This window comes from Butyrivibrio sp. FCS006 (assembly GCF_000424525.1).
Classification (GTDB): Bacteria; Bacillota; Clostridia; order Lachnospirales; family Lachnospiraceae; genus Butyrivibrio.
Map to the genome: position 1 here is coordinate 422,981 of NZ_AUKB01000008.1, position 22,963 is coordinate 445,943.

A 22,963-nucleotide genomic window follows, 5' to 3' on the forward strand; every position below is an offset into this window, starting at 1 on the left:
CAGTAGTGCTGATCAGCCCGGAGCTCACCATATAGGATAACGCCCCTTGTGGACTTGCGAGTAAGGGATTTGCGGAAGATTAAACCAAACGGAGGTATTAAAATGAGCGTTGTATCAATGAAACAGTTACTTGAGGCAGGTGTACATTTCGGACACCAGACAAGAAGATGGAACCCTAAAATGGCTCCATACATCTTCACAGAGAGAAACGGAATCCACATCATCGACCTTCAGAAGTCAGTTGTTAAGGTTGACGAGGCTTACAAGGCAGTATTCGAGATTGCACAGCAGGGTGGAACAATTCTTTTCGTTGGAACCAAGAAGCAGGCTCAGGATGCAGTTAAGACAGAGGCTGAGCGTTGCGGAATGTACTATGTAAATGAGAGATGGCTCGGTGGAATGCTTACAAACTTCAAGACAATTCAGTCAAGAATTGCTCGTATGAAGGCTATCGAGAAGATGCAGGAAGACGGAACATTCGATGTTCTTCCTAAGAAGGAAGTTGCTCAGCTTAAGAAGGAGCTTTCCAAGCTTCAGGCAAACCTTGGCGGAATCAGAGATATGAAGAGAATTCCTGATGCTATCTTTGTTGTAGATCCTAAGAAGGAGAGAATCTGCATTCAGGAGGCTGAGTCTCTTGGAATCACACTTATCGGTATCGGTGATACAAACTGTGATCCTGAAGAGCTTGACTTCATCATCCCTGGTAACGATGACGCTATCAGAGCAGTAAAGCTTATCGTTGGTAAGATGGCAGACGCTGTTATCGAGGCTAATCAGGGTGCAGAGTCTGATGCAGCTGCTAACTATGACGCAGAGGGCGCAGAGGAAGCTGCAGAAGAGACAGTAGAGGCTTAATCATCGAATAAAATAAACCTTACGGAGGATAGATAAATGGCTATTACAGCAGCAATGGTTAAAGAGTTACGTGAGTCTACAGGCGCCGGAATGATGGAGTGCAAAAAGGCTCTTACAGAGACTAACGGAGATATGGATGCAGCCGTTGAGTACCTTAGAAAGAACGGTATCATGAAGGCAGAGAAGAAGGCCAGCAGAATCGCAGCTGAAGGTCTTACAAGAATCGCCACAAAGGATGACAAGACAGCAGCAGTTGTTGAGGTTAACTCAGAGACTGACTTCGTTGCACAGAACGATAAGTTCCAGGCATTTGTTGAGGCAGTAGCACAGCAGGCTGTTAATTCAGATTCCAAGGATCTTGATTCATTCATGGCTGAGAAGTGGAACCTTGACGAGTCCAAGACTGTTAACGATGCTCTTGTCGAGATCACAGCAGTTATTTCTGAGAAGCTCAGCATCAGAAGATTTGAGAAGGTTGTCGCAGAGAACGGTATTGTAGTTCCTTATGTTCACGGCGGCGGAAGAATTTCTGTTCTTGTTGAGGCAGATACTGATGTTGTTAACGATGACATCAAGGATGCTGTTAAGAACGTAGCTATGCAGGTTGCAGCTCTTAATCCTAAGTTCATTTCTTCTGAGGATATTTCAGAGGAGTACAGAAACCACGAGAAGGAGATCCTTCTTGCTCAGGCTATGAAGGAGAACGAGGAGCTTCCTGAAGGAAAGAGAAAGCCTCAGGAGATCATCGAGAAGATGCTTATCGGACGTCTTAACAAGGAATTCAAGGAAATCTGCCTCAATGAGCAGGTTTACGTTAAGGCTGAGGATGGCAAGCAGACTGTTGCTCAGTACCTTGCACAGGTTGGCAAGAACAACAGTGCAAACCTCAAGATCAAGAAGATCGTTCGTTTCGAGACCGGTGAGGGTATCGAGAAGAAGAGCGAGAACTTTGCTGAGGAAGTTGCTAAGCAGGCAGGAACTCTTAACTAATTCCTTTAAGAAAAGCATTTCAGGAGCTTTGGTTAATCCAAAGCTCCTTTTTGTTATCCAAATATTATTTTGTGCACTTTGAATGTGGAATTTTAAGGGCAAATGTCATATACTAGTCATAGTGCGTTTTGGGGATGAAATACGCACATATTGTATGAAGAAGGTTGGGTGATTTCATTTTGGATGCAGCAGTAACAATCAAGGGAACAAAGTCAGGCATCATTCTGGTTTTGAATCCGTCTTTATCTTTCGAGGATCTTTGCCTGTCCATTAAGGATAAGTTTAAAGAGGCGTCATCATTTCTCGGCAGGAACAATATGGGACTTCTTATCAGAGGAAGGCAGCTCTCTGATGAAGAGACCGATAGAGTTGTTGAAATCATTCAGGCAAATTCAGACCTTACAATTACCTGTATCATTGACGATGAATCAGTATTTGAAACAGGCTTTAAGCGTGCTATGGGTGTTTTGGAACCTGAGCAGGAACCTGTTTCTATCGACGTGCCACTTGATGACACATTTGATGACAGCGCATTGATCTACAGGGGCAATCTGCGCTCCGGGCAGGATATTTCCAGTGAAAAAAGCATTGTAGTAATGGGCGATGTTAAGCCAGGTGCTAATGTTACTTCTTATGGAAGCATCTATATTCTTGGAGAATTAAGAGGCAATGCCTTCGCAGGTGCAGGAGGTGACAGGGATGCTATCATCATGGCACTGGACCTTCGTCCAATCCAGGTAAGGATTGCAGATGCCATAGCCATTTCTCCGGATGCTGAAAAAGGAGCAAAGCTTAAGGTAAAGAAAAAGAAGTTCTTATCCAGTACCGAAGGAGACCCGGAAGTGGCCTACATCGAGAACGGTCATATAGTTAAGACAGGCTACGGTGCATCATTTTTAAGAGAGTTTTATAAGATTTAAAAGAAGTTCAGGAGGAAAACATGGGAGAAGTAATAGTTATTACATCAGGAAAAGGTGGTGTTGGTAAGACAACAACTACTGCCAATCTTGGAACAGGTCTTGCCAAGCTTAACAAGAAGGTTGTTCTTGTTGATACTGATATAGGACTGCGTAACCTTGATGTCGTTATGGGACTTGAGAACAGAATTGTCTACACTTTGGTTGATGTTGTAGAGGAGAACTGCAAGTTGAAGCAGGCTCTTATAAGAGATAAGAAGTACGAGAACCTCTTCCTCTTACCTGCAGCTCAGACAAGGGATAAGACCAGCGTAACACCCGAGCAGATGAAAAAGCTCACAGATGAATTAAAAGAAGAGTTTGATTACATCATTCTTGACTGCCCGGCAGGAATTGAGCAGGGATTTAAGAATGCTATTGCAGGAGCTGACAGAGCACTTGTTGTTACTACACCTGAGGTGTCAGCGGTAAGAGATGCAGACAGGATCATAGGTCTTTTAGAGGCCAATGAAATCAAGAATCCTCAGCTGGTTGTAAACAGACTTCGTCCTGATATGATAAAGAGAGGCGACATGATGTCTGCGGATGATGTTGTGGATATTCTTGCAGTAGAGCTTATCGGTCAGGTTCCGGATGATGAGAATATTGTAGTAGCCACCAATAACGGTGAGCCTTTGGTTGGTGACAATTCACTGGCAGGTCAGGCATACATGAATATCTGCAGAAGAGTTACGGGTGAGGCAGTTCCTTTCCTTGATCTCGAAGCGAGAAAGGGGCTTTTTTCCTGGTTTAAGAAAAAGTGATAGGAGGCTGAGCAATGAAGATTACAGACATATTTAAAAAGAAATCATCAAGCGATGTTGCTAAAGACAGATTAAAGCTTGTTCTTGTATCTGACAGAGCCAGCTGCTCTCCTGAGATAATGCAGAAAATAAGAAGCGACATCATAGAAGTGCTTTCTAAGTACGCTGAGATTGATATGGATGGAATTGACATCAATTTCACCCAGATGGACACTGAGGATAACAGCGGTAAGACAGTTCCCGCTCTTTACGCCAATATTCCTATTAAGAACATTAATCATAGTGTAAAATAAACCAAATTATGGACAGTAACAGCAGAGGCCTTTCAGCTGCAAGAGTAAATGAGCTTTTGCAGCAGGGAAAAGGCAACACACAAATTGAAAATATCGGAAAGACCAATAGAGAAATAATCAGAGAGAATATATTCACATATTTCAACCTGATATTCTTTATTATGGCCATTTTGCTGGTGATTTCCGGCGCATGGAATTCGCTTACCTTTCTTCCGGTTATTATCTGTAATGCCCTTATAGGTATTTTCCAGGGAATTAAGGCCAAGAACATTTTAGACAGGCTAAAGGTCCTTCACCAGACCACGGTGACAGCCATTAGAGACGGTGAAGAGAAGATTGTGTATGTAGACAAGCTTGTTCTTGGTGATGTGATAGTTCTTTCTGCCGGAAGCCAGATCTGCGCAGATGCAGTAGTTATTGACGGTGAGATTTCCGTTAATGAGGCGCTTCTTACAGGTGAAGCGGATGAAATCAACAAGAAATCCGGAGATGAGCTCATGTCCGGAAGCTTTGTTGTTTCAGGTAAGTGCCTTGCAGAGCTGACAAGAGTCGGACAGGACTCCTACATTTCAAAGCTTATGCTAAAAGCTAAGAAGATGCCTTCTTCAGAGCAGTCCGAGATGGTAAAATCCATCAACAAGATTGTTGCTTTTGCAGGACTTATCATTATTCCTGTTGGCATACTTCTTTTTGTTCAGAGCTTTTTTATTCAGGGCAATTCCTTTGCTGAGAGCGTTCCATCAATGGTGGCAGCTCTTATCGGGATGATCCCTGAAGGACTCTATCTGCTCCTTAGCATTACGCTTGGACTTAGTACCATAAGACTTGCCAAGCAGAAGGTTATGCTTCATGACATGAGAAGCATTGAGACTCTGGCCAGAGTAGATACCATTTGTGTGGATAAGACCGGTACCATAACCGATAACAGCATGCTTGTAGCCGATGCTGTTTTATCTGACGGTTCAAAGGAACCTGAGGCTTTAGATTACTATGTTAATCTGATAGCTGACTATATCGGATGCGTTCCGGATGACAACATAACCATGCATGCTCTTGAGGATTATTTCCCCATAAGAAACAGCAGAACATGTTTATCATTCCATCCTTTCTCATCAAAATTCAAATACAGCGGAGTTCAGTTCAAGGACGGAACCTATCTGATGGGAGCACCTGAGTTTGTGCTTCAGGATGAATACGAGAATTACAAGGACCTGATAAACAGCTATGCATCCGTTGGACTTAGAGTTCTATGCTTTGCAAGCTATTTAGGAGGAGCTGATGGAACAAGTGTCATTGATGAAAACAGTGATAATCTGTCAGTTGAGCTTCCAAACGGAGTACTTACAGGGGCTAAGACAGTGCCTCTGGTATTCATTCTGCTGCAGAATCCTATAAGAGAAAATGCACCTGCAACATTTGCTTACTTTAAGAAACAAGGCGTAAATGTCAAAGTTATATCCGGTGATAACCCCATGACTGTATCAAATGTGGCGGCCAATGCCGGCATTGAGAACAGTGATAAATATGTGGATGCCAGCACCCTCGATGATGGTGACATCCCAGCAGCTGTGAGGGAATACACTGTATTTGGACGTGTATCTCCTGAGCAGAAGCAGAAGATTGTAAAAGCCCTTAAAAGAGATGGTCATACCGTTGCCATGACCGGTGATGGTGTAAACGATATCCTTGCCATGAAGGATGCAGACTGTAGCGTTGCAATGGCAGCCGGTTCCGATGCAGCTGTGCAGGCAGCTCAGGTTGTTCTCATGGATGATGACTTTGCCAACATGCCCAAAATAGTGGCAGAGGGACGTCGGAACATCAATAACATAGAGAGAACAGCAACACTGTTTTTGGTGAAGAATATCTTTTCACTGCTGCTTGCTGTATTCTCCATAATAAATGTTGTTACATATCCGCTCCAGCCATCACAGATTACCATGGTGAGCTTGTTTAACATAGGAATACCCGGTTTCTTCCTGGCTATGGAGCCCAACAATAAGAGAATAGAAGGTCACTTCCTTATTAAGGTTCTCTTAAAAGCTATGCCTGCAGCACTTACAGACTTTTTGGCGATAGCAGCACTGGTGGTATTTGGAAATACTTTTGGCGTGGATCAGGTGGATGTTTCGGTTGCTTCAACATTTCTTTTAGCAATAGTCGGATTTATTATCCTGGCAAACATCTGTTATCCTCTTAATAAGTACAGACTTCGTGTTATCGGAGGCTGTATCCTTGGCATGATACTTGCAGCAATCATCTTTAATGATCTGTTCTCTATCAGCCATGTATCAATGAAATGTGCTATGCTGTTTGTTTTGTTTGCAATTGCAACAGAGCCTTTCATGCGCTATCTTACTATGTTCTTTACCTTTGTCGAGGAGAAGGTTCAAAGTAATTTAGCATTTACAAAAGATAAAAGAACATAATTCAAGTTTTGTGGTATAATTTAATAGTATAAAATTTGATTTGATGGAGATTATTATGTGTATTAACGAAGAAAAATATGAATCACTCAAACTTGGAAAGCAGCTTTGTTTCCCGCTTTATGCTTGTTCAAAGGAGATTATCAGGAAATATAAGCCTTACCTTGATGATATTGACCTTACCTATACTCAGTACATCACAATGATGGTTCTCTGGGAGAAGGGCACTGTCAATGTTAAGACTTTAGGTGAGTGTCTCTATCTTGATTCCGGTACACTTACTCCTGTTCTTAAAAAACTTGAATCAAAAGGATATATCACAAGAGAGAGATCATCAGAGGATGAGAGAAATCTTGTTGTTTCAATCACAGAAGAGGGCATGGCTTTAAGAGAAAAGGCACTCTCTATTCCTGATGCAATGGGTTCATGTGTACAGCTCACAGCAGAAGAGGCTGGAGTACTCTACAAGCTTTTATACAAGATTATAGGAAATGTTAGATAATCTTTATTGATTTTTTTAGTCAACAGAAATATAATGTTATTCGGTCAGTTGTGCGTTTATTGGGGATTTGATTTTTTTCACAAAGGAAAGTCAAAAAATTAACATAAACGCACATTATTTATGGAGGTTTATATGACAGGTCACTCTCAGGATCATCATGATCACCATCATCATGAGCATCATCATGACCCTGAACATATGAAAGCTATCGTCAACAGGCTTTCAAAGGCAATAGGACACCTTGAGTCAGTTAAGACCATGGTGGAGAATGACAGAGATTGTACTGAAGTACTCATACAGCTGGCTGCCGTCAGATCCGCGATCAATAACTGCGGAAAAGAGATACTGAAGGAACATATGAGTCATTGCATTGTTCACGCAGTTCAGGACGGGGATGAACAGGCTATCGTTGAATTAAACGAGGCTGTCGACAAATTTATGAAAAACTCCTAAGCCTTGGCTTGGAGAATCGTATGTGAAAGGGGCGAAAATCCTTGACTATTCCAATTATTGACGTAGTAAACTTTCTAATTCTTTTCCCATTTATCATGGCAGTAATAATAGGACTTCTTAAGCAGACAAGCCGTCTTAGAAGTGCTGTTATTATGATTGGTGGGTTTACTATCATGGCAGCTGCTATTTATGTGGCAATTACCGTTATCACATCAGGAGATACATCTCAGTTTATGTATCTTGAGAACACCCACTTACCTGATAAGTTCGTGATCGCAGGAGAAGTATTCCTTATGTGCCTTGTATGCTTCCTCAGCATCAAGTACAAGAAATATTATGCGATCCTGTTCTCACTGGCAGGAACTATCCCGGTTCTTTGGATGGACCTGACAGGAAGAGTTGTAGAAGGTAATACTCATATCAGAATCGATACCTTTGCAGCTGTAATGTACCTCATTGTAGGTATCGTAGGTATCCTTATCTGTATTTACGCATCAGGATATATGAAGGACTATCATCATCATCACACAGATGTTCAGGATAGATCCAATTATTTCCTTGCTCTTATGTTTGTATTCCTTGGAGCAATGTTTGGACTTATCTCATCAGACAGCCTTAGCTGGATTTATTTCTTCTGGGAGATCACATCAGTTTGCTCATTCCTTATGATCGGATACACAAGAACACAGGAAGCAGTAGACAATTCATTCAGAGCACTTTGGATGAATCTTCTCGGTGGATGCGGATTCGCAGCAGGACTTATGATCTGCAACATGGGATTTGGCATTTCTAACTTAAGCCAGGTTACAGATATGGGTATGAAGGAGGCTGCTCTTATTGTACCCGCTACACTGTTTGCGTTTGCTGCACTTACAAAGAGCGCACAGTTCCCATTCTCAAGATGGCTTCTTGGCGCCATGGTTGCACCTACACCTTCAAGTGCACTTCTTCACTCAGCTACAATGGTTAAGATCGGTGTATATATGCTGATCAGACTTTCACCTCTTATGAAGGGAACCCTGACAGGTGTTATGATCACTGTCATCGGTGGATTTACATTCTTTGCTGCATCACTTCTTGCTATTACAGTAAGTGACGGCAAGAAGGTACTTGCTTATTCAACAATTTCAAACCTTGGTCTTATTACTGCCTGCGCAGGTACAGGAACTCAGGAAGGTGTTTGGGCAGCTGTTATGCTGGTTCTTTTCCATGCTGTTTCCAAGTCACTTCTGTTCCAGACAGTCGGCGATATCGAAAACTGTATGCACAGCCGTGACATCGAGGATATGCACGGTCTTATTATCAAGCTTCCAAGACTTGCTTTCATCATGATCATCGGTATCTGCGGAATGTTCATGGCCCCATTCGGAATGCTTGTATCAAAGTGGGCAGCTCTTAAGTCCTTCGTTGATTCAGGATCTGTATGGCTGGTTCTTTTCCTTGTATTCGGTTCAGGAAGCACACTTTTCTACTGGGCTAAATGGCTTGGAAAGATCTGTACTGTAATCCATCAGTCCTTTGAGCTTGAAGATATTACACCAAGAAGTGAGCTGGTTTCAATTTTCCCTCTTACTTCACTTATCATCATCATGTGCTTTGCATTCCCATGGATGTCAGGCCACATGATCCAGCCAATCCTTGATGAGGCATATCATGCTAACATCCCTGATGTTATCGGCGGAAGTGATGTCATCATCATGATGATCATGGTTGCTATGGTATTCATGATTCCTATTGGATCAAGATTCCTTTCTATCGGTAAGAATTCCAAGATGACAATGTCTTATGTAGCTGGTGTTAACGCGGGCGACGACAGACATTACATTGACTCCTTCGGTAAGGAGAGAGCCCTTTACATGTCTAACTGGTACATGGAAGATTACTTTGGTGAAAAGAAACTTCTCTGGCCTTGTATCTGGGTAGCAGCTGTCCTGGTGGCAGTAATGCTGATCATCGTTGTTGGAGGTGCTATCTGATGGAAATTAACTTTATTATAAAAGCCGTATTATACTTAATACTTGCTCCTCTTATCGGAGGACTTCTGTCAGGTACTGACAGACTCTTTGCTGCACGTATGCAGGGAAGACAGGGCCCACCTATTATTCAGCCCTTCTATGATGTAAACAAGCTCCTTCACAAACAGACCACCGTTGTTAACAGTATCCAGGTTCTGTTTGTGACAGGATATCTTATCATGACCGTATTTACAGGTTGTCTTTTCTTTGCAGGCGGAGATATGCTCCTTGTATTCTTTGCGCTGTCAATGTCAGAGGTACTTATGGTCATGGCTGCCTTTTCAACCAACGGTCCTTACAGTATCATGGGTGCACAGCGTGAGCTTCTGCAGATGATGTGCTATGAGCCTATGACCCTGCTTGTTGCAATCGGATTCTACTATGCACAGGGAAGCTTCATGGTAAACGACCTTGTCAAGGCAAGTTCACCTGCTATTATTCAGATTCCCGGCTTCTTTATCGGCTTCGTATTCATACTGATAATCAAGCTTCGTAAATCACCTTTCGATCTGAGTACATCACACCACATGCATCAGGAGATGGTTAAGGGACTTACAACAGACCTTTCCGGTTCAAACCTTGCTCTTGTTGAGATTGCTGAGTGGTATGACACAGTCCTGATGATGGGTATTGTTGGAATGTTCTTTATTACGCAGAGCCCTATCAGCAGAATCTGGGCGATAATTGCCTGCATTGTTGTATTCTTCCTTGAGACACTTATTGATAATGTGTTCCCTCGAGTAAAATACATCACAATGCTTAAAGTAACATGGGCAGTTATCCTTGTATTTGCAGGAACTAATCTGCTGATCCTCAACGTACTGAAATAAGAATAGAAGGGAAGTAAATCAATGAACATTGCAAAATCACCATGGGTGTTACATTATGACGGTTCCAGCTGTAATGGCTGTGATATAGAAGTTCTTGCTACCATGACACCTCTCTATGATGTTGAGAGATTTGGTATCATCAATACAGGAAACCCCAAGCATGCAGATGTGCTGCTTCTTACAGGAGGTATCAATGCACAGACAGCTCCTGTTGTGAGACAGCTCTACAACATGATGCCTGATCCAAAGGTTGTTGTAGCTTGCGGAATCTGCGCATGTGATGGCGGTATTTTCAAGGAGTGCTACAACATTCTGGGCGGAGCAGATAAGGTTGTTCCCGTAGACGTATATGTTCCCGGATGTGCAGTAAGACCCGAGGCTCTTATTGAGGGCGTTGTTAAGGCAGTAGGCATCCTTGAGGAGAAGAGAGCTAAACTTAAGGCCTCCATGAAGCAGGGCTACTGTACAGTAGACTATTCAAAGATGGCTATTCATATGACTGCGGATGACTACGATCCAAGTACACAGTATGACGCAGTACTTACCGAGGAAGCACTTAGACAGCAGGCTGAAGAGAAGATCAAGGCAACTGCTAAGCCTGCTCCCAAGCCGGCAGCTCCAGCAGCTGTACAGGCAGCACCTAAGGCAGCTGCACCAGCACCTGCACCAGCTCCTGCAGCGGCAGATAATTCTGAGAAAGGAGAAAATAAACAGTGAATACAGAATTTATAACTGTTAATCCAGAAAGCATCATTGATGAATCTCAGAAGCTTAAATTTGCCGGATATCATCTTATTCAGCAGTGCGCAACAAGAGTTCCCGATGCATACGAGCTCATTTATACCTTTGGAAAAGACCTTGAGATGAAAAACCTCAAGATGGTTCTTCCCGAGGATCAGGAGATCTCAAGTATCACAAGTATTTATCCCTGCGCATTCATTTATGAAAATGAGATGCATGATCTCTTCGGAGTTCAGATCAAGATGATCAACATTGACTTTGAAGGAAAGCTCTATCGCACAGCGATCGAGACACCATTTAAATAATTGGAGGAACCAAAATGTCTACTAGAAGTGTAATTCCATTTGGACCCCAGCATCCGGTTCTTCCGGAACCCATACATCTTGACCTTGTTATGGAGGATGAGAAGGTCGTTGAAGCAATCCCTTCAATCGGATTCATCCACAGAGGTCTTGAGAAGCTGGTTGATAAAAAAGATTTTAATGAGATGGTCTATGTTGCTGAGCGTATCTGCGGTATCTGCTCACTGGGCCATGGCCTTGGATACAGTGAGGCTGTTGAGCACATCATGGATATCGATGTGCCTTCAAGAGCTAAGTACCTGCGTACAATCTGGTCTGAGCTTTCAAGAATTCATTCACATCTTCTCTGGCTCGGTCTTCTTGCCGATGCTTTCGGATTTGAGTCACTCTACATGGAGTGCTGGAGACTTAGAGAAGAAGCTCTTGATATGTTCGAGGCTTCTACCGGCGGCCGTGTAATCTTCTCAGTTATGAAGGTCGGTGGTATCAGAAGAGATGTATCAGATGAGATGCTCAAGGACTTCTATCAGAGAATAAACAAGATGGAAGAGGACCTTAAGGTTATTTCTAAGCCATTCCTTAATGATATGGCTGTACAGACAAGGCTTCGCGGCGTTGGTATTCTTACTGCTGAGCAGGCTGATGCTCTTGGATGTGCAGGACCTTTCCTTCGAGCCAGCGGTATTTCAAGAGATATCAGAACAACAGGCTATTGCGCTTACGGCGATGTTGATTTTGAGCCTATCGTTTCAACCGAAGGCGATTCCTATGCTCGTACAGAGTGCCGTATAAAAGAGATATTCCAGGCATTCGATATTATCCGTCAGCTCATCGATCACATGCCTTCAGGCGATATCGATGTTCCTGTTAAGGGAATGCCAAACGGCGAGTATGTAATGAGAATTGAGCAGCCTCGTGGAGAAGCTATCTACTACGTTAAGGCTAATGGCACTAAGTTCATAGACAGAATGAGAGTCCGCACCCCCACTTTTGCAAATCTTTCAGGACTCGTTGAGACACTTAAGGGATGCGACCTTGCTGATGTGCCTATTCTGGTTCTTACAATTGATCCATGTATCAGCTGTACAGAGAGATAATCATTTGTTAAAAGAGATGTTTTTCACTTAAAGGAGATAGAAATGGCAATTGTAAGTTTCAATAAAACAGTACTTCATAATCTCTTTTCAAAGCCTAAGACAAGAAAGGTAGAAAAAGAGTACCCGGAAGGAACAAGAGGACATGTTGAGAACGATATGGACCTTTGCATCCTCTGCGGATTATGTTCAATTAAATGTCCTACACACGCTATCACTGTAGATAAGGCAGAAAAGACCTGGTCCATCAGACCTATGAGCTGCATCCAGTGCAGATGCTGTGTTGATAACTGTCCTAAGAAATCACTTTCCATGGGACTTAGATTCCAGGAACCCGGATCAGAAAAGGTTACCAAGACCTTCAAGCAGTCTGAGAAAGCTATTGCTGCTCAGGAAGCTCTTATGAAGGCAGCTAAGGAAAGAGCAGCTGCTGCAGCTGCTGCTAAGGCAGCTCAGGCACAGGCACAGGGAAATGCTCCCGCACCTGCTCCGGCAGCACCGGCTACAGCACCTAAGCAGGAAGCACCTGCAGAAAACAAAGAATGACAAAAATAATAACAGTTAAAGGGGCGGTTCAGGGTGTTGGATATCGCCCCTTTATTGCTAAGTGGGCAACTAAATACGGCTTAAAAGGCAACGTGAAGAACATAGGGGCAGCTGTTGAGATACTTATTTCCGGTAAAGAAGCAGATATTGCCTCTTTTGTTTGTCTGCTCAAAAACGAGATGCCACTTGGCGCTTACATTCTTTCGGTAACTGAAAAAGAGGCAGATCCTTCTTTGATAGTTCCTGATGACTTTTCAATTATCGAGAGCAAAGAGCTTAATCTTTCAGAGGAGATTCCTGTTTTTCTTCCCGATATCGGTATCTGCAGGGATTGCATGGATGAACTTCTTGATAAGAAGAACAGAAGATATGCTCATCCGCTAATAAGCTGTGCTGTTTGCGGACCGAGATTCAGCATAATAAACAGACTCCCTTATGATAGGGAAACAACTACGATGGACAAGTTTGAGATGTGTCCAAAGTGTCGGGATGAATACTCAAATGGCAGAAGACACTATGCTCAGACTATATCCTGTCACGACTGCGGACCTCAGATGAAGTTTTTGTTTACCGATGATAACGGAAAAACGCAGGAACTTCAAAAAGAAGAGGCGATTGAAAGAGCGGTTGCGGAGCTTAAAAATAGTAGAATAATCGGACTTAAGGGAGTGTCCGGCTATCAGCTTGTATGCATCCCCACAGAAAGTGCAGCACTTGAACTCAGGAAGATTAAGGGCAGGGAGAATAAGCCTTTTGCTGTAATGTTTTCTGATGAAGAAGCTGCATCTAAGGCAGCTCATATAAGCCCGTTTGAGAAGGAACTGTTAGAATCTTCAGAACGGCCCATAGTTCTTTTGACAAAGAAAACAGACTTTCCCTTCGAGGTTGATAAGGGAAGCAGATATATAGGAGCGTTTCTGCCATCTGCCGGAATACACAGGATTTTATGTGACGAAGTGGGACCTCTTATTGTGAGCAGTGGAAATAAGTCTGATTCTCCGATTATTTTTAAAGATGACCTTTTTGAGAAGACTTTTCTTGGTGAAATCGCCGGAATCCTTTACCATGACAGGGAGATAAACATAGCCCAGGATGATTCTGTAGTGTTTACGATAGATAGCAGATCCGGAGAATCAGCTCAGTTTATAAGAAGGGCAAGAGGCTATGCTCCGCTTCCTTTTGTAATAGAAGAAGACAGCTCTTTTGTTCAAAACAAAGAATGTATCCTTGCAACAGGCGGCGATCTGAAGAACACGATATCATTTGCTAAAAAGGACAGAATCCTTACAACGCATTACATTTCAGATCTTAATAATGACACCTATAGCATGGATTTCTGGAACGGGGTAAAAAGACACTACGAAGAGCTCTTTGAGCTTGAGCCGACAATGGTGGTAAGTGACCTTCATCCGCTTTATGCATCATCCTATATGGCTGATAAGATGAAGCTTAAACAGCTTAAGCTTCAACATCACTTTGCACATATATATTCCGTAATGGCTGAAAACGGCATAAATGAAGCACTTGGTGCTGCCTTTGACGGAACAGGATACGGACTTGACGGTTCGATATGGGGCGGTGAATTTATCAGGATTAAAAATGATGATCCTATGAGAGTGGGGCATCTGTCCTATGTAAACCTAGTGGGCGGAGACAAGGCTTCCAAGGATGCTGTTCAGACCATGAGCTGTTATATCGGTGAGTGTATAAGCTTGGGACTTCTTGATGATAAGAGAGTTTTAATGGACAGCAAAATTAAGATGATGATGGCAGCCCAGAAGATTGGAGCAGGAAGTTTTAAATCCTCCAGTATGGGAAGGCTTTTTGATGCTGTAGCAGCTCTTTTGGAGATATGTTCTTACAATACCTATGAGGGTGAGTGTGCAGTTAATCTTGAGAAATATGCCCATAGCTTTGTGGAAGAAGATAATGGAGCTTATCCGGAGTTTGAGTTTAAGAAGGAAAACGAAGGAGGCGAGTTAGTCTTTGACCAGATAAGCTTATTTAAAGATATATACATGTGTTATAATACTAAAGCTTATGATACAAAAGCCATAGCTTACGGTTTTCATATGGCAATAGTAAAAATGATAAGAGAAGCTTTTGAAGAGCTTAGAGATGAGACAGGAATCGATACTGTCTGCCTATCGGGCGGAGTCTTTAATAACAGGATAATCCTTGGTAAATCACAAGAGGCTCTAAGTGATCTTGGCTTTAAAGTGTATTGGAACAAAAAAGTGCCTCTGGGCGACGGAGGTATATCCCTTGGTCAGGCGTATTACGCAATGCTCAAGGGAACAGATAAATAGGAGTATTTTATGTGCGTAGCATTACCCGGAAAAGTAATTAAGATGGACGGCACTAAAGCCACTGTGGACTTTAGCGGAAATATCGTAACTGCCGAGGCCGGACTTGTTGATGTCAAGGTTGGTGACAGAGTCCTTGTTCACGCAGGCTGTATCATTCAGACCATGGACGATTCCATGGCGGACGAGCTTGAAGAGATGTTTAAAGAAATCGAGGATATAGGCGTTGGCGGCTGATAACATGTTACAAAGAGTAATTGAAGAGCTAAAGAATTACGATGGCGAAGAAGTGAGAATCATGGAAGTCTGCGGAACACATACTGCAGCAATCTCCGAAAACGGTATTCCTTCCATGTTATCACCTAAGATCAAGCTGATATCAGGCCCGGGATGTCCTGTGTGTGTTACTGTAACAGCAGTGATAGACAGGCTTGTAGAGCTTTCTCTTTCTGAGAATACCTGTGTGCTCACTTTCGGAGACCTTATCAGGGTTAAGGGCAGTAAGATGTCACTATCCGATGCCAAGGCAGAGGGGGCAAACGTAAGGATGCTCTATTCGCCTATGGATTCGATTGCAATTGCAAAAGAAAACCCTTCGACAAATTATGTCTTTGCAGCTATAGGATTTGAGACAACGACACCTGTTTACGGAAGAGTTATTGAGAAGGCTATTGAAGAACACGTAACCAATCTAAAGCTCTTAACTTCACTTAAGACAATGCCTCAGGTAATCCGATGGGTTGTAAAAAATGGCGGAGGTATCGATGGCTTTATAGCACCGGGACACGTGGCAGCTGTTACCGGCGAAGAGATATTTAAGGATCTGGCAAAAGAGCTTGGGATTCCCTTTGTTGTATCGGGCTTTGAGGGAGAACAACTCCTCCTTACCATTTATGCTCTGGTAAAAATGAAGGGGAAGGGCGGATTTAAAAACCTCTATAAACAGGTTGTTACTCCAACTGGCAATGAAATGGCCAAATCCTGCGTTGATAAGTACTTTGAGAAGTCTGATTCATCCTGGCGTGGAATGGGCAAAATTGAAGGCTCAGGAATGATTTTGAGGCAGGAGTACAAGAACTTTGATGCCGGAAGCTTTGGCCTTGATGAAGACCACATGCCACCGGGATGCTCTTGCGAGAAGGTTCTTGTAGGCAAGATAACACCAAATCAGTGTCCTTTATTCGGAAAGAGCTGTACGCCGGACAATGCTCACGGCGCATGCATGGTTTCCACAGAAGGAAGCTGCTATAACTACTATATTTCAGGGAGACGTTAACTTGAAGATAACAATGGCTCACGGAAGTGGTGGAGAGTCCACTTCAAAACTTATATCAGAAGTATTTGCCAAGCATTTTAATAATGAGTATCTGTCCAAACTCGAGGACTCAGCTGTAGTTCCCGGAGCAGGTAAACTTGCTGTAACAACAGACTCTTTCGTTGTTACCCCTCTTGAATTTCCGGGTGGAGACATCGGAAGGCTCTGCGTTTGCGGAACAGTCAATGACCTTCTTATGAGCGGAGCAGTTCCCAAGTATATCACATGTGGATGCATTCTAGAGGAGGGGCTTGATATAGATCTTCTTGACAGAGTTATAGCATCAATGGCTGAAACTGCCAGGGAGGCTGGCGTTGTCGTTGTCACAGGAGATACCAAGGTAATAGAAAACAGAGGTGGAGAAGGCGGACTTATCATCAACACTTCGGGAGTTGGCTTTATACCTGATGATCTTGATGTACCGGGACCTTTTAAGCTTCAGGATAGTGATAAGATTATAATTTCAGGCAATCTTGGCGACCATCACGCGGCTATTCTCGGAAAACGTATGGGTATTGAATCTAACATTGAGTCAGATAATGCACCACTAACTGAGATGGTTGGTAAACTTTTAAACGAAGGCGTAAGGGTTCATGCCATGAGAGATGTTACAAGAGGAGGCCTTGGAACGGTTCTTAATGAGTTTGCTTCAGCTTCTGAGTGCAGCATAGAGCTTGTAGAGACAGACCTTCCTGTATCACCGGCAGTTAGGGACTTTTGCGGAATACTTGGCCTTGATCCTATATACATGGGCAATGAGGGCAAAATGGTATTGTCTGTCCATGAGGAGGATGCGGAGAAAGCTCTTTTACTCATAAAGCAGTCTCGTTACGGTGAAAATGCAAAGGTAATCGGATCAGTAAAAAAAGCCGATATAAATAGTGGCGACATCGGAGTCTTTGTCAGGACAAAAATAGGCGGAAAGCGCGTGGTTGGGCCTATGTATGGTGAAGGACTTCCAAGAATCTGCTAGATGTGGTATTATACAATTCATAAGATTTTTAGTGGTTTTTTGTTTTGTACTAATTAAAGATCAGGGTAAAATATGGAATTTAAGAGAATTAATAAAGATACAGTAACATGCATCATCACTGAAGATGATATGTTTGAACAGGGAATAAAGCTTGAGGATCTCTTCGAGAAGAAGAAAGAGGCCATGGACTTTTTACATGAAGTCATGAAGAAGGCAGAGGAAGAGGTTGATTATAAGCCTACAGGCGCATTCATGCCGATGCAGATAACGGTTCTTCCGGATCATTCAATTTCCCTTACACTTTCAGAAAATGCTTCGGCATCCTTTAGCGAGATACTTAAGAACCTCACCGAGAAGGCCGGAATACAGATTCCCAAGAACGTCCTTGAGGATATCGGGGACAGTGCTTCTGAGGATCGCATAAACAGGCTTAATGAGTATCTAAAGAGTCTTAAGCAGCTCACCAATTCAGTCAAGGATATGATGAGCGAAGATAGCAATGCAAAAGATGATAAGAAACTTACCGTAAACGGCAATGCTACCGTAGAGAGCGCCAAGGAAAAGGCTGACAAGATTTCAACACCTGCAGGCAGGAAAAGAGAGCTTTCTGATGAGGAAAAGAATCAAAAGAGGCTCAAATTTCACGAGTACATCTTTGAATTTGATGATCTTAACACCGTTATCAAATTCTGCAAGAAGGCACCAAAGGGGCTGAGAATTTCCAGCAGCTTGTACAAGAACTCTGTAAACGGCAAATATTATCTTGATCTCTTAAGACAGGGTGAAGAGGCCAAGGTATTTGCATCACTGTTTACAATGGCATACGAATTTGGACATTTTCAAGCTAGTAACCTTAATGTAATTGCACACATAAAAGAGAATTACGATTGCATCATCAAATGTAATGCAATTGGTGAAATGGCATCACTTGATATGTGACGAAGATCATAGAGGAACGGCAAAGAAAAATGCCGTTCCTTTTTTATTTGTAGGGCAGATGATCCATGAGACTTAACAAGTACATTTCTTCCTGCGGAGTTTGCTCCAGAAGAGAAGCTGACAAGTTAATAGCTGAGGGAAGGATCAAGGTCAATGGAGAGCTTCCCACGCCGGGGCAGGATGTATCTGAAACGGATACAGTCTGTCTTGATGGGACAGAAATAGAGGTCAAGGAGAAACACAGTTACCTTGCCTACTATAAGCCTGTGGGAGTTGTATGCACCACCAGGGATTCCCATGCGGAGAAGACCGTCATTGATGACCTTGGGTTTTCAGACAGAGTAACTTATGCCGGTAGGCTTGATAAGGAAAGCGAAGGACTTCTTATCATGACAGACGACGGAGACCTTATCCAGGCTATGATGAAGGGTTCCAACAAGCATGAAAAAGAGTATGAGGTTACCGTTAACAAGGATATAAACGGGGACTTTTTAAAGAAAATGTCTCTTGGAGTATATTTGAAAGACCTGGACAGGACCACAAGGCCATGCACAGTTAAACGGACCGGAACAAGGTCTTTTAACATAATACTGACACAGGGGCTTAACAGGCAGATAAGGCGAATGTGTCACGAACTGGGCTTTGAAGTTGTGAGCCTTAAAAGAATTCGCGTAATGTGCGTTGAACTTAAGAACCACAAACTTAAGGCCGGGGAGTACGAGAGCCTTACGGATGAAGAAGTGGCAAAATTATACAGAGATACAAAATTGGGGGAGAAAAATGGCAACAGAAGAGATGAAAAGGGAGTATGAGGAGCTTGTAAAAACCATAAAGCACCATATGGACCTCTACTATAATCAGGATACACCTGAGATTTCAGACTATGAGTACGATCAGCTCATGCAAAGGCTTAAAGCCATAGAAAGAGAGAATCCGGAGCTCGTTACAAAGGATTCTCCCAGTCAGATCATCGGTGGAACAGCTAAGAGAGAAGCCGGTGTCAAGATAACTCACAACGTTCCAATGCTTTCAATTGAAGATGTTTTTAATACTGAGGATGTTGCTGCTTTTGTAAACAAGGTGCATGGAAGGCACCCCGGAGCTGTGTTTTCCGTTGAGCAGAAGATTGACGGTCTTAGTATGTCGCTGCGCTATAACAGGGATGATAGTGATGGTAAGCTTCACCTGACTATGGCTGAGACCAGAGGTGACGGCCTTATCGGCGAGGATGTCACAGCCAATGCCCTTGTAATCCCTGATGTGAAAAAGACACTGGACCTTCCCTATGAGTATCTGGAACTCAGGGGAGAAGTATATATGTCCCATGATGATTTTGAGGCCTTTAATGAGGAGCAGGAAAAAGCAGGTAAAAAGCTGGCTGCAAATCCAAGAAACCTCGCTGCAGGAACTCTTCGTCAGCTCGACCCGGAAGTTACAAGAAGCCGTGGCCTTAAGATGTTTGTGTTTAACGTTCAGGACGGTCCTGATGAGATAAAAGCATCTCACGTAAAAGGTATGGAAATCCTTGAAAAGGCCGGTGTAAGATGCGTATTTCACAAGGCCTGCGAAAGCGCAGAAGAAGTAATTGACGCAATAAACATAATCGGGGAGATGAGAAATGATCTGGATTTCGACCTCGACGGAGCGGTTGTAAAAGTGGACAACACAGCCTGGAGAGATGATTTCCCTGCTGGTTCCAAGTATTCAAGCGGACACATTGCATATAAGTATCCTCCTGAAGAGAGAGTTATTGAGATGGATGAGATACTGGTTGATGTCGGAAGAACAGGTAAGCTCACATTTACCGGAAGCTTTCACGACGCCGAGACAGGTAAGCCTGCAAGGCTCTGCGGAACCAGTGTATCAAGGGCGACTCTCCATAATCAGGACTACATCACAGATATGAAGATCGGTATTGGCGGTCATTACAAGCTCTTTAAGAGCGGAGAAATCATTCCGAAGCTTAACGGCTGTGTCAAGGAGCCTCCAGTAGTATTTGAGGCACCTAAGACCTGCCCTGTATGCGGAAGCCATCTTGTAAGAGAAGAAGATACAGCAGATATCAGATGCATCAATCCCAACTGCCCGGCGCAGGTAACAAGGACCATTGCATACTTTGTGTCAAGAGATGCAATGAACATCATGGGGCTTGGAGATACTCTTATAGATGCTCTTGTAAGTGAAGGATATCTTAAGAATTACGCAGATATTTATCATTTGAAAGACCACAGAGCTGAGCTTATAGAAAAGGGTCTTATCGGAAAAGAGAAGAACACTGATAAGCTTCTTGCAGAGATTGAAAAATCAAAAGAAAATGATCCGGTAAGGCTTCTTACAGGACTTGCAATCAGAAATGTCGGTAAATCCACTGCCAGAGAGATAATGAAGCACTTTGATGATCTCTCAGACCTTGAGAGAGTTACTGTAGACGGCTTTATGAGCCTTCCTGACATTGGACAGACAACAGCCCAGGATCTGTATGAATTCTTCCATGATGAGAAGAATACGGCTATAATTGAGGAAATGAAGAGCCTTGGCCTTAATATGAATGCGATAAAAGACGCTGATGCTTCCGACAAGCTTGCAGGAATGACCATCGTTGTCACAGGTACACTTCCTACTCTTGGCAGAAAGGAAGCGGAAGAGCTCATAGTCAAGAACGGCGGAAAGGCATCCGGAAGCGTTTCAAAGAAAACTTCTCTGGTGCTTGCCGGAGAAGCAGCCGGAAGTAAGCTGACCAAGGCAAATGAACTTGGAATAAAGGTCATAGATGAAGCTGAGTTTCTTAATATGCTAAAATAAAAGCTATTATTACATCAAGGAGATAAGCAAGATGCCAATCAAAGTAAAAAATGATCTACCTGTCAGAGACATACTTGAAAAGGAGAATATATTCGTAGTAGATGAGAACAGGGCTATGCACCAGGATATCAGATCTCTCCAGATATGTATCCTCAATCTGATGCCACTAAAGGAAGATACAGAGCTTCAGCTCCTTAGGTCCCTGTCTAATACTCCTCTTCAGATTGATGTATCCTTCATGCAGATGAGCTCACATCACTCCACAAATACATCACCCAACCATCTGGACAGGTTTTATCATACCTTTGATGAGCTTAAGGAAAATACATACGATGGTCTTATTATCACCGGAGCGCCGGTAGAGCAGATGAAGTTTGAAGAAGTTGATTACTGGGACGAGCTCTGCAGAGTTTTTGAGTGGTCCAAGGTAAATGTAACCAGCACCTTCCACATCTGCTGGGGAGCTCAGGCAGGAATTTACTATCACTACGGAATTGATAAAGAGCCATTGCCTGAAAAGAGATTCGGAGTATACCAGCACAGAGTAATGAACCGAAAGGTACCTCTTGTAAGGGGCTTTGATGATGTCTTTTATATGCCTCATTCAAGACATACTGAGACACCGGCTGATAAGATCCATGCCTGTGACGATCTGGTTGTCCTTGCTGAGTCTCCGGCAGCCGGAGTATTCCTTTGCATGAACAAGGCAGGAAGCCAGATATTTGCTATGGGACATGCAGAGTATGACAGACTCACTCTCGATTCCGAGTACAAGAGAGATTTGTCAAAGGGGCTTCCGATCCAGCCTCCTGTTAATTATTATCCGGATAACAACCCTGACAATAAGCCTGATCTTGTATGGAGAGGTCATGCAAATAACCTTTATACCAACTGGCTCAACTACTATGTATATCAGAACACTCCATACAAATGGGGACAGATCCTGGATGAGGAAAAGAGATCCCTGGCTAAACACGGTCTTACACAGAAGATAAACAAATAAGGAGAACTACGATGGCTGCTTCAAAAAAGCTCCGAAACATATATACACAGTTTCCGGAAGGAAAACACAAGGTACTTACTCTTTCCTACGATGATGGTAAGATCCCGGATAAAAGACTTTTGGATATCTTAAATGAACACGGTATAAGAGGCACTTTTAATCTCAACTCAGGGCTTGAAAAGAATAAGTTCAAGAATGCCTATGATGAGAGAATTCCCTGCGATGAGTACAAAAAGCTCTACAAAGGACATGAAGTTGCCTGCCACACAGTGACGCATCCGACAATCGCCAGGTCACCAAAAGAGCAGATGGTTCTGCAGGTAATCGAGGACAGAAGAGCTTTAGAGAAGATTATGGGCTACACGGTAAGAGGTCTTGCTTATCCAAACGGCTCTGTTGATGATAATGTTGTATATGCTCTTAAAGCATGTGGTATAAGATACGGAAGAACGGTAACTTCAACACATGGTTTTGGAATACCGGAAGATTTCCTAAGATGGAATCCTACCTGTCATCATGCTGACAGTTCACTGGAAGATCTTTGCAAGGAGTTTATCAAAAATCATAAAACCCAGTATCAGTATATGTTTTATCTCTGGGGACACAGTTACGAATTTGAGAGAGATGATAATTGGAAGATTATCGAAAAGTTTTCTAAAAAAATAGAAAACAAATCGGATATATGGTACGCAACCAACATAGAGATTGTCGATTACCTCGATGCTGCGAGCCGCGTACAAGTCGCTGTTGACGGGACTTTCGCATATAATCCAAATGCAAAAAGTGTCTGGATCGAAGTTGATAAAAAGTCAATTGAGCTTAAGGGAGGAAAGACCACGGAGTTGTAATTTGTAT

Annotated in this window: 23 protein-coding genes; all 23 read left to right on the forward strand. The window is 43.0% G+C overall.

Annotated features, from left to right (window positions below; genetic code table 11):
* Window positions 1-102: 102 nt before the first annotated feature.
* The 23 genes from rpsB to G633_RS0101945 all read left to right on the forward strand — a co-directional run bounded on the left by rpsB (window position 103) and on the right by G633_RS0101945 (window position 22,956).
* Window positions 103-858: a 30S ribosomal protein S2 gene (gene rpsB / locus G633_RS0101835; RefSeq protein WP_022767219.1), complete on the forward strand. Its 756-nt coding sequence runs from the start codon at window positions 103-105 to the stop codon at window positions 856-858.
* A 36-nt stretch (window positions 859-894) separates the two neighbouring features.
* The gene (gene tsf / locus G633_RS0101840; protein WP_026518899.1) at window positions 895-1,848 is read left to right on the forward strand and encodes a translation elongation factor Ts; all 954 of its coding nucleotides are present in this window, start codon (window positions 895-897) and stop codon (window positions 1,846-1,848) included.
* A 179-nt stretch (window positions 1,849-2,027) separates the two neighbouring features.
* On the forward strand, window positions 2,028-2,768 hold the full coding sequence (locus tag G633_RS17070; protein WP_196804211.1) for a septum site-determining protein MinC: 741 nt from the start codon (window positions 2,028-2,030) through the stop codon (window positions 2,766-2,768).
* A 20-nt stretch (window positions 2,769-2,788) separates the two neighbouring features.
* A complete protein-coding gene (minD, locus tag G633_RS0101850; protein WP_026518900.1) occupies window positions 2,789-3,568 on the forward strand; it encodes a septum site-determining protein MinD in 780 nt (259 codons plus the stop codon).
* A 14-nt stretch (window positions 3,569-3,582) separates the two neighbouring features.
* Window positions 3,583-3,861: a cell division topological specificity factor MinE gene (gene minE, locus G633_RS0101855; protein WP_026518901.1), complete on the forward strand. Its 279-nt coding sequence runs from the start codon at window positions 3,583-3,585 to the stop codon at window positions 3,859-3,861.
* A gap of 8 nt (window positions 3,862-3,869) precedes the next feature.
* On the forward strand, window positions 3,870-6,290 hold the full coding sequence (locus G633_RS17075) for an HAD-IC family P-type ATPase (protein WP_242838810.1): 2,421 nt from the start codon (window positions 3,870-3,872) through the stop codon (window positions 6,288-6,290).
* Window positions 6,291-6,345: 55 nt separating this feature from the next.
* Window positions 6,346-6,789: a MarR family winged helix-turn-helix transcriptional regulator gene (locus tag G633_RS0101865; protein ID WP_022767213.1), complete on the forward strand. Its 444-nt coding sequence runs from the start codon at window positions 6,346-6,348 to the stop codon at window positions 6,787-6,789.
* A gap of 132 nt (window positions 6,790-6,921) precedes the next feature.
* On the forward strand, window positions 6,922-7,242 hold the full coding sequence (locus G633_RS0101870; protein WP_022767212.1) for a metal-sensing transcriptional repressor: 321 nt from the start codon (window positions 6,922-6,924) through the stop codon (window positions 7,240-7,242).
* A gap of 95 nt (window positions 7,243-7,337) precedes the next feature.
* On the forward strand, window positions 7,338-9,218 hold the full coding sequence (locus tag G633_RS0101875; protein ID WP_242838811.1) for an NADH-quinone oxidoreductase subunit 5 family protein: 1,881 nt from the start codon (window positions 7,338-7,340) through the stop codon (window positions 9,216-9,218).
* Entirely contained in the window at window positions 9,218-10,087 is an 870-nt protein-coding gene (locus tag G633_RS0101880; RefSeq protein WP_022767210.1) for a respiratory chain complex I subunit 1 family protein, read from the forward strand. Before G633_RS0101875 ends, G633_RS0101880 begins: the two co-directional genes overlap by 1 nt.
* A 21-nt stretch (window positions 10,088-10,108) precedes the next feature.
* The gene (locus tag G633_RS20365) at window positions 10,109-10,804 is read left to right on the forward strand and encodes an NADH-quinone oxidoreductase subunit B family protein (protein WP_026518903.1); all 696 of its coding nucleotides are present in this window, start codon (window positions 10,109-10,111) and stop codon (window positions 10,802-10,804) included.
* Window positions 10,801-11,133: an NADH-quinone oxidoreductase subunit C gene (locus tag G633_RS0101890; protein ID WP_022767208.1), complete on the forward strand. Its 333-nt coding sequence runs from the start codon at window positions 10,801-10,803 to the stop codon at window positions 11,131-11,133. The genes G633_RS20365 and G633_RS0101890 overlap by 4 nt, the downstream gene beginning before the upstream one ends.
* 14 nt (window positions 11,134-11,147) lie before the next feature.
* Complete coding sequence (locus G633_RS0101895; RefSeq protein WP_022767207.1) at window positions 11,148-12,227, forward strand: hydrogenase large subunit; 1,080 nt, start codon at window positions 11,148-11,150, stop codon at window positions 12,225-12,227.
* Between the two features lie 42 nt (window positions 12,228-12,269).
* Window positions 12,270-12,770, forward strand: a complete 501-nt coding sequence (locus tag G633_RS17080) for a 4Fe-4S binding protein (RefSeq protein WP_035770383.1) — start codon at window positions 12,270-12,272, stop codon at window positions 12,768-12,770.
* Window positions 12,767-15,079, forward strand: a complete 2,313-nt coding sequence (hypF, locus tag G633_RS0101905; RefSeq protein WP_026518904.1) for a carbamoyltransferase HypF — start codon at window positions 12,767-12,769, stop codon at window positions 15,077-15,079. The genes G633_RS17080 and hypF overlap by 4 nt, the downstream gene beginning before the upstream one ends.
* 9 nt (window positions 15,080-15,088) lie before the next feature.
* Entirely contained in the window at window positions 15,089-15,313 is a 225-nt protein-coding gene (locus tag G633_RS0101910; RefSeq protein ID WP_022767204.1) for a HypC/HybG/HupF family hydrogenase formation chaperone, read from the forward strand.
* 4 nt (window positions 15,314-15,317) lie between these two features.
* Window positions 15,318-16,352 (forward strand): hydrogenase formation protein HypD, encoded by a 1,035-nt coding sequence (hypD, locus tag G633_RS0101915; RefSeq protein ID WP_026518905.1) that lies wholly within the window; start codon window positions 15,318-15,320, stop codon window positions 16,350-16,352.
* A 1-nt stretch (window position 16,353) separates the two neighbouring features.
* Window positions 16,354-17,364 carry a hydrogenase expression/formation protein HypE gene (gene hypE, locus G633_RS0101920; RefSeq protein WP_026518906.1) on the forward strand — a complete coding sequence of 337 codons (1,011 nt, stop codon included), beginning with the start codon at window positions 16,354-16,356 and terminating at the stop codon, window positions 17,362-17,364.
* 72 nt (window positions 17,365-17,436) lie between these two features.
* Entirely contained in the window at window positions 17,437-18,303 is an 867-nt protein-coding gene (locus G633_RS0101925) for an adaptor protein MecA (RefSeq protein ID WP_026518907.1), read from the forward strand.
* Window positions 18,304-18,368: 65 nt separating this feature from the next.
* Window positions 18,369-19,115, forward strand: coding sequence for a pseudouridine synthase (locus tag G633_RS17085; protein WP_051199852.1), 747 nt, complete (start codon window positions 18,369-18,371; stop codon window positions 19,113-19,115).
* Window positions 19,084-21,105, forward strand: a complete 2,022-nt coding sequence (gene ligA / locus G633_RS0101935) for an NAD-dependent DNA ligase LigA (protein ID WP_026518908.1) — start codon at window positions 19,084-19,086, stop codon at window positions 21,103-21,105. Before G633_RS17085 ends, ligA begins: the two co-directional genes overlap by 32 nt.
* A gap of 31 nt (window positions 21,106-21,136) precedes the next feature.
* Complete coding sequence (metA, locus tag G633_RS0101940) at window positions 21,137-22,108, forward strand: homoserine O-acetyltransferase MetA (RefSeq protein WP_022767198.1); 972 nt, start codon at window positions 21,137-21,139, stop codon at window positions 22,106-22,108.
* Between the two features lie 11 nt (window positions 22,109-22,119).
* Window positions 22,120-22,956: a polysaccharide deacetylase family protein gene (locus G633_RS0101945; protein WP_035770385.1), complete on the forward strand. Its 837-nt coding sequence runs from the start codon at window positions 22,120-22,122 to the stop codon at window positions 22,954-22,956.
* Window positions 22,957-22,963: the final 7 nt, after the last annotated feature.